9 protein-coding genes are annotated in these 6,677 nt (G+C 52.0%); 7 read left to right on the forward strand and 2 right to left on the reverse strand.

Going from position 1 to position 6,677, the window contains the following annotated elements:
• From ACOTYN_RS24540 to ACOTYN_RS24555, 4 genes are all read left to right on the forward strand, one after another.
• On the forward strand, positions 1-366 hold a 366-nt coding region (locus ACOTYN_RS24540), incomplete at its 5' end, for a recombinase family protein (protein WP_166697282.1).
• A 184-nt stretch (positions 367-550) separates the two neighbouring features.
• On the forward strand, positions 551-1,108 hold the full coding sequence (locus ACOTYN_RS24545) for an OsmC family protein (RefSeq protein WP_000108589.1): 558 nt from the start codon (positions 551-553) through the stop codon (positions 1,106-1,108).
• 141 nt (positions 1,109-1,249) lie between these two features.
• Complete coding sequence (locus ACOTYN_RS24550) at positions 1,250-1,831, forward strand: TetR/AcrR family transcriptional regulator (RefSeq protein WP_020277920.1); 582 nt, start codon at positions 1,250-1,252, stop codon at positions 1,829-1,831.
• Between the two features lie 4 nt (positions 1,832-1,835).
• Complete coding sequence (locus tag ACOTYN_RS24555) at positions 1,836-2,174, forward strand: carboxymuconolactone decarboxylase family protein (RefSeq protein ID WP_020277919.1); 339 nt, start codon at positions 1,836-1,838, stop codon at positions 2,172-2,174.
• Between the two features lie 29 nt (positions 2,175-2,203).
• On the opposite strand, the gene ACOTYN_RS24560 is transcribed toward ACOTYN_RS24555, so the two are convergent.
• Positions 2,204-2,533: a thioredoxin family protein gene (locus ACOTYN_RS24560; RefSeq protein WP_021242987.1), complete on the reverse strand. Its 330-nt coding sequence runs from the start codon at positions 2,531-2,533 to the stop codon at positions 2,204-2,206.
• Positions 2,534-2,746: 213 nt separating this feature from the next.
• On the opposite strand from ACOTYN_RS24560, the gene ACOTYN_RS24565 reads away from it, so the two are divergent.
• The 3 genes from ACOTYN_RS24565 to ACOTYN_RS24575 all read left to right on the forward strand — a co-directional run bounded on the left by ACOTYN_RS24565 (position 2,747) and on the right by ACOTYN_RS24575 (position 5,459).
• Positions 2,747-3,853, forward strand: a complete 1,107-nt coding sequence (locus ACOTYN_RS24565) for an alkene reductase (protein WP_006687059.1) — start codon at positions 2,747-2,749, stop codon at positions 3,851-3,853.
• A 65-nt stretch (positions 3,854-3,918) separates the two neighbouring features.
• Positions 3,919-4,620, forward strand: coding sequence for a DsbA family oxidoreductase (locus ACOTYN_RS24570; RefSeq protein ID WP_020277918.1), 702 nt, complete (start codon positions 3,919-3,921; stop codon positions 4,618-4,620).
• 65 nt (positions 4,621-4,685) lie between these two features.
• Positions 4,686-5,459 carry an SDR family NAD(P)-dependent oxidoreductase gene (locus tag ACOTYN_RS24575; protein WP_004729618.1) on the forward strand — a complete coding sequence of 258 codons (774 nt, stop codon included), beginning with the start codon at positions 4,686-4,688 and terminating at the stop codon, positions 5,457-5,459.
• 185 nt (positions 5,460-5,644) lie between these two features.
• Here the strand turns inward: ACOTYN_RS24575 and ACOTYN_RS24580 are convergent.
• A partial coding sequence (locus ACOTYN_RS24580; RefSeq protein WP_421634780.1) for a MalY/PatB family protein occupies positions 5,645-6,677 on the reverse strand: 1,033 nt, incomplete at its 5' end.

Genomic DNA, 6,677 nt, shown 5'->3' on the forward strand with positions numbered 1-6,677 from the left:
CTGGGTCGTAATGCGATGGATATCCGAAAAACAGTAGAGCAACTGGCGGCTTTAGATATTCGCGTTCATTGTCTCGCACTCGGAGGCGTTGACTTGACCAGTCCGGCCGGAAAAATGACTATGCAGGTAATTTCTGCTGTAGCGGAGTTTGAGCGGGATTTGCTGCTTGAGCGAACGTATTCAGGTATTGCGAGGGCAAAAGCGGCTGGAAAACGCTTCGGTCGCCCCCCCATCCTGAGCGAGGAACAAAAGCAAACAGTGACAGAGCGCCTAAATGCTGGCATCAGTATCAGTGCTATTGCCCGGGAATTTAATACCACCCGCCAGACTATCCTTCGGGTAAAGGCTGGATTGCTGCAAGAGTGAGCGGCTGGGAAGATTATAAAAAAATCAAATGGTTATTATGAAATAAAACAGCCTGCTGGGTTCTTTTCCCCCTATTTTTTATAAAAGAGTAGACAAAAGAGGTTCGCGACACTAATCTACCAACTAGATGATTGGTGCTGGTTACACCAGCTATACCTTTTATCAAGAAATTACAGGAGCCATTATGTCTACTACCGTTAAACCTTCTGCAGACGCAGCTGCGATCCACAATACCCGTGAAGCAGTTCGCAGCCAGCCTGGCCTGGGTAACCTGACTTTCCAGATGAAAGCCCGTTCCAGCGGCGGATTAACCGTTCGCACAGAGACCGGCGCCACAATCCAGAACGGCGTTATCGATACCAGCCGTGTGGGGAAATTTTCTAATATCGGTGATGAACCCGCAGGTTTACTCGGCACCGATACCGGCATGAGCCCGACTGAATACATCATGCAGGCGCTGGCTGGCTGTTATACCGCCACCCTTACCATGATGGCTGCTGAAAAAGGGATCGACCTGGACGGTATCGAGCTGGATCTTAATTTCGATATCAACCTCAACGGCTTCCTTGGGCTGGACAGCAACGTGCGTAAAGGTGCGAAATCTATTCGCGTCGATGTTCACCTTACGAGCAAGACCGCCAGTCGCGAGGAGTTAGAAGCGCTGGTCAGCGAAATGCAAAAGAATTCGCCAATCCACGATACTCTGGCTAATCCGGTTGAAATGATTACACGCCTGGCGTGATGTCAGAGATGTAATGCTGCCATTCAGAATGCAGGATGGCAGTGACGTTCAGCTCTGCACGATACTGAGTCAGTGATACAACTTGCTACGGAAAAATAGCAACAATATAATCTATCAACTAGTAGATTATATGGAGTAATTATGACAACCATGACACGGGAACGGCTGCTCAGCGAAGCAGAACACCTGATGCGCGAAAAAGGGTATTCAGTATTCAGCTATGCTGATTTATCAAAAATAGTGGGTATCACCAAGGCCAGTATTCATCACCATTTCCCGACCAAAGATATTCTGGGTGAGCAGGTGGTAATACAGGCGTTCTCTGATACACAACGCGTATTTGAGCAGATAGAGGCGACTGAGAAAAGCGCGGAGAGAAGAATTGCGGCTTACATCGATATCTTCGCGCAAAGCCATAAAGCTTCGCTACTGCCACTGTGTTGTGCGTTGTCAGCAGAGACCGCCAATCTGCCTCAGGCAATTACTGTACAGACATCACTTTATTTCGATATGCAAATCGAGTGGCTCACAAAAGTCGTCAGGGCGGGCATGGAGTCAGGTGAGTTTTCATCCCATGCCGAACCATCAGATATTGCTTTGATGATCATTAATGTCTGTGAAGGCTCAAGCGTAGTGGCGCATGCAACGGCCAGACCCGAAGTCTTCGCCAACAGCCTTAAGTATATAAAACTGCTTCTTAATACCCCTCATTCAGGAGAATGACACTATGCTGGACTGGAACAACTATCGCTCAGAGTTAATGCAACGTTTAGGCGAGTTGGGCAAACTGACCCCCGAGACCATGAAAGGCGTGGTTGCCCTGGGCAACGCAGGTAACAAAACTGACCTTTTGGGCGCAAAAGTGCGTGAACTCATTGCCCTGGCGTGCGCAGTCACAACCCGCTGCGACGGCTGTATTGCTTTTCACGCCGACGCCGCTGTGAAAGCCGGTGCAACCGACGCTGAAATTGCTGAAGCGCTGGGCGTGGCGATTAACCTCAACGCTGGCGCGGCGGTCATTCATTCAGCCCGCACTCTGGATGCCGTCGGTCAGGCACGCGGTTAAGCATTAATAAATTCCACGTTAAAAGGGCATTACTGCCCTTTTTTTATGTCCGCAATAGCCTGAGCATATACCGATGCAGGTTTCACACCCGGTATGCGTTTAACTAATTGCCCTTCATGAAATATCAGCACAGACGGCAGCCCCCAGATCTCGTATTTGGTTGTCAGCACCGGCGCCTGATCTACATTGACTTTCCCCACCTGAATATCTCTATCGAGCCGGTCTGCAAACTGACTGAACATTTCTTCGCTGGCCTGACAGGGCGGACACCAGGGTGCAGAGAAACGTACCACCGATATTCCGTTGTACTGCTCTATCTGGCGGAAATTATCTTCGTTATAAGCTGTTAATGTACGCATGGTGATGACCTCGCAAAATGAGTGACAATTCAGAAATGGCTGCGTTATGACAAAAAAATACGACACAGCCATTGACCTACCTACTAGATGGTTGGTATATTGCCACCCATCAGATGTTTATGCAACTCCAGTGCGCGACGTCCAGTCGATGATACTGCCGGGCTGTGCAAATCCCTGCCGGGATACTCCTTTTTGTTTTTTGTGAGGTATACGATGAGTAAGCTTTTCACCCCCTACAATCTGTCTGGCCTGGCGTTAAAAAACCGTGTAGTCATGGCACCGATGACCCGCACCCGCACCATGAATGACGTGCCGGATGAGGTCGTGGCTTTGTACTATGCACAGCGTGCTTCTGCTGGCCTGCTCATCACCGAAGGGATGCCGGTTTCAGAAGAAGGCCGGGGTTACCTTTATACCCCTGGTATCTACAACGACGAACACGTCCAGGGCTGGCGTAAGGTGACACAAGCGGTTCACGCCAAAGGTGGCCGTATTTTCGCGCAGCTCTGGCACGTCGGCCGTATGTCTCACGTCTCTCTTCAGCCAGGCCACATAGCGCCGGTTTCAGCGGGCACCGTTCAGGCGGTCAATACCACCGTTTTTGCGCTGACCGAATCCGGAGAACCGGGCCCGGTTGTACCAAGCCAGCCACGCGCGCTGGAAACGCATGAAGTTAAACGCATCACTGCAGACTTCGTGCACTCCGCACGCCTGGCGATGGAAGCCGGCTTTGACGGCGTGGAAATCATGGCGGCAAACGGATTCATCTTTGACCAGTTCCTCAGTAGCGAACTGAACACCCGCACCGACGAATACGGCGGCTCGGTGGAAAATCGTCAGCGTTTCCTGCTGGAGACCATTGACGCCGTGGCGGAAGCCGTGGGTAACAGCCACGTTGCCGTGCGCCTGTCACCGTTCGGCCGCATTTATGACCTCGCGCCGTATGAAGGTGAAGAGCAAACCTGGTCAGCCATCACCGACGCGCTCGGTCAGCGGGAACTGGCCTACGTACACCTTTACTATCAGCCGGTGTACACCAAAGCGCCACTTCCGGAAGGCTTCCGCCGCCGTTTTCGCAACACGTTTAAAGGCACCATCATCGCTGCCGGCGGTTTTACCCGTGATATCGCAGAGCAGGCTCTGGAAGATGATGAGCTGGATCTGGTGGCATTTGGTGTGCCCTACATCGCTAACCCGGATCTGGTTGAAAGAATGCAAAACGGCTGGCCACTGGCAGAAAGTGACCGCGCCACCTACTACGGCGTCAGTGGTTCCCCGGAAAAAGGCTATACCGATTACCCGGTCTGGCAGGCGCAATAAATCCCATACGGTCGCGGTTCTCTGATAAGTGAGATCCGACCGCCCAACGTCTTTGAGGAATCATTATGCAAACGCTGAAACCCACCCTTACCATCGATATCTGGTCAGATTTGGTCTGCCCGTGGTGCTGGATTGCTAAAAAAAGATTTGAACAGGGTCTGAATCGCTTTGAATTTCGCGACCAGGTGGTGATCCGCCATCACAGCTACCGTCTGGCCGGTGGTACTCCCGCGATGCCTTTTAAGGATGCCATCGTTAAAAAGCTGGGCAGTCAGCATTCAGCGGAGCTGATGATGAATCAGGTGGGCACCGCCGGTAAATCTGAAGGTCTGATCTACAACTTCGACGGCATGATGTTTGGTGATACAGAAGATGCACACACCCTGCTGGTTGCCGCGCGTAAGGCCGGAATTGCGGACACGGTGGAAGAACGTTTTTATCATGGCAGTATCACCGAAGGTCGCTCTCTCTTTGACCGTCAGCAGCTCGTTGCCATGGCCGTAGAAGCCGGTATGCCGAAAGCTGACGCTGAAGCCGCCCTGGAAAATGACGATTTTCGCGCCACCGTTTCCGACGATGAAGCCCACGCACAGTCTATTGGCCTCAGCGGCGTTCCGGTTTTTGTGATGAACGAAAAATATGCCATCAGCGGGGCTCAGGCAGCAGATAACTTTTTGAATGCCCTGCGTCAGGTCTGGGATGAACAGCAAACCGAATTTTCAGCCACTGCGGGTCAGACCTGCGGAACGGATGGCTGCAGTATTTAATCCGTCAACCGCCGGCAGTTTCACGCTGCCGGCAACGTCTTACCCACCAGTAATGGAGTCAGAAAATGAACACTTTTTTCAAAGGTAAAAAACTGCTCGTCGTCGGCGGTACCAGCGGCATGGGCCTGGCCGTGGCACGCATGGTACTGGAAGCGGGCGGCAGTGTCGTGCTGACCGGGAATAAAAAAGACAAAGCCGAAGCGGTGCAAAAAGAACTGAGCCCTCTGGGACCGGTTGCGGTCATCGCGGCGAACCTGATGACCGAAGAAGGTATGGAAACTATCCGTCAGGAAATTAATGCTCACCATCGCGATATCAGCCTGATGGTGAATGCCGCCGGTATCTTCATGCCCAAAGGATTTACCGAGCACAGCTTTGCCGATTATGACATGTATCTTTCGCTGAACCGAGCCACGTTCTTTATTACACAGGATGTCGTGAAGAACATGCTCGCCGCGAAGCTCGAAGGGTCTATCGTCAACGTCGGTTCGATTGGTGCTCAGGCTGCACTGGGTGACTCGCCGGCCTCGGCCTATTCAATGGCAAAAGCGGGTCTGCATGCCCTGACGCGTAATCTGGCGATTGAGCTGGCCAGCGCGGGTATTCGTGTCAACGCGGTGTCTCCCGGGATTGTTCATACGCCGATATACGAAGGCTTCATGGACAAAGCGGATATCGCAGATGCTATGAAGTCGCTGAACGATTTCCACCCGCTGGGACGCGTCGGAACTGCCGAAGATGTGGCAAACACTATTCTCTTCCTGTTGTCTGACAAAACCTCATGGGTGACGGGCGCTATCTGGGATGTCGATGCGGGCATCATGGCGGTCAGACGATAACCCCGTGACGCTGGCATAAGCCGCCCCTTAAGGGCGGCATTTTTTTGTCGCCAGACATGTCATCAGCAGGCTTCACTAAGAATATTCACGACCTGTTCATCCGTGCCTTTTGTGTTCCCGGCACAGGGTGTTATGCCGGGTTCTGACGACATCCTGACAGGACAAAACGGCCAGAGAGAAAGGGGTTATACACGATGAGGAGCCGGTATCCGCAGTACCTGTGAAATTCTTTTCATCCCTGCTGTCAGCATACTCCGTGGGCAGGCCAGATTTAACCGGATATATCCGTCCCCATTGTCGACAAACAGCAAGCCCCCTTCAAGAAGGACCCCTGACTCCCGGGCAAAATACAGCGATAAATCCTCACCTGCGGTGTCGGGCAGGTAGCGGCTAATATCTATCCAGGCCAGATATGTCCCTTCGGGGATCGAGAACCTGGTTTCGGGTAAATAGCTTTTGAGATAGTCGTGCAGGTACTGGAAATTGCCGTCAATATATTCCCTCAGATGGACAAGCCAGTCATCACATTCACTCCACGCCGCTTTGTTTGCTGCCAGGCTCAGTGGAGAGATGAACTCGTCGTGTCTGAGACGCCACTCGCTTCTGACACCGGGATCCGGAATAATGATATTTGCCAACAAATTCCCGGCCAGATTGAATGTTTTACTCGAGGACATGCAGGTAATAATGCGTGTAGAATCAGGGAAAAGAGAGGCGGCCGGTGTATGACCGATACCGCTTCGGGACAGGTCGCAGTGAATTTCGTCAGATATCACCCAGATGTCATTGGCCAGGCAAATTTCAATAATCCGCTTAAGTTCATCAGGCCGCCAGACTCGTCCGGTCGGGTTATGCGGATTACACAGGAAAAGAATTTTCACACGTAAATCGGCCTGACTGGCTTTGCGTGCAAAGTCTTCCCAGTCAGGTTCCCAGCCGCCTGCTGATTTTTTTAACGCCGAGTACACCACGTGACGCTGACTGTATTCACCCGCCTTTTTAAACGGGCCATATGAAGGCGTCATAATAAGAATACTGTCATCCATGTCGGTCAGAAGCGGGACGAGACGGTTCAGCGCGGGAATAATGCCCGGAGACAGCACAATGTCTTCCGTTTTGAAACGGTGACCATATTGTCGCTCACACCAGCTGCCAAAGAGGCACTGTTGCAAATAGTCGGTGGTGATAAACTTATCATCCCCTTTTGCTGATGGAGCT

The sequence above is a fragment of the Enterobacter cloacae complex sp. IR5458 genome, assembly GCF_049238025.1.
Classification (GTDB): Bacteria; Pseudomonadota; Gammaproteobacteria; order Enterobacterales; family Enterobacteriaceae; genus Enterobacter; species Enterobacter kobei.

Bases quoted from the DNA above. Each gene is read 5' to 3' on its own strand.
- ACOTYN_RS24545 (WP_000108589.1), top strand. From the start codon at position 551: ATGTCTACTACCGTTAAACCTTCTGCAGACGCAGCTGCGATCCACAAT.
- ACOTYN_RS24550 (WP_020277920.1), top strand. From the start codon at position 1,250: ATGACAACCATGACACGGGAACGGCTGCTCAGCGAAGCAGAACACCTG.
- ACOTYN_RS24555 (WP_020277919.1), top strand. From the start codon at position 1,836: ATGCTGGACTGGAACAACTATCGCTCAGAGTTAATGCAACGTTTAGGC.
- ACOTYN_RS24560 (WP_021242987.1), bottom strand. From the start codon at position 2,533: ATGCGTACATTAACAGCTTATAACGAAGATAATTTCCGCCAGATAGAG.
- ACOTYN_RS24565 (WP_006687059.1), top strand. From the start codon at position 2,747: ATGAGTAAGCTTTTCACCCCCTACAATCTGTCTGGCCTGGCGTTAAAA.
- ACOTYN_RS24570 (WP_020277918.1), top strand. From the start codon at position 3,919: ATGCAAACGCTGAAACCCACCCTTACCATCGATATCTGGTCAGATTTG.
- ACOTYN_RS24575 (WP_004729618.1), top strand. From the start codon at position 4,686: ATGAACACTTTTTTCAAAGGTAAAAAACTGCTCGTCGTCGGCGGTACC.